1 protein-coding gene is annotated in these 402 nt (G+C 31.8%); it reads right to left on the bottom strand.

Going from position 1 to position 402, the window contains the following annotated elements; genetic code table 11:
* Positions 1–218 precede the first annotated feature (218 nt).
* On the bottom strand, positions 219–402 hold a 184-nt coding region (locus RT405_RS13050), incomplete at its 5' end, for a DUF6037 family protein (protein ID WP_229150479.1).

Genomic DNA, 402 nt, shown 5'->3' with positions numbered 1-402 from the left:
GTCTTTGTACATTACAGAAGCAAATCCATGTGATCTTATGGGTACGTGTAGGTTTAAATGTAGGTTACTTTTCTACTCTGTAACAAGTTTAAATATATAGTATATAAAAAATAAACAAGATAGATATGCTAGTCTATAGCTACTAGTGATTGGGTGTGTAGTAGGTATATATAAAGAACCCGACATTTGTGCCAGGCTCTTTTGGGTTATATTTGAGATTAGAGTTTGTTAAATTTAGTCTTTATTTCTTCTTTTTCTTTTCGCTCATCTTTTGGTGTACGCGTGAAGCATACGGAAATATTCCTTGTACCAATAAGCTTATGAGCATCGGGTAAAAGTTTTTCCGTTTTCGCTTTATTTTCTAAACTCCGTTTTTTTCCATTTAAATCATTATTAAGGAAA

Source organism: Carnobacterium sp. (assembly GCF_032094055.1).
GTDB lineage: Bacteria > Bacillota > Bacilli > Lactobacillales > Carnobacteriaceae > Carnobacterium_A.
The sequence above is the reverse complement of the archived record's forward strand: the minus strand, read 5'-3'. Positions and strand labels throughout refer to the sequence as shown.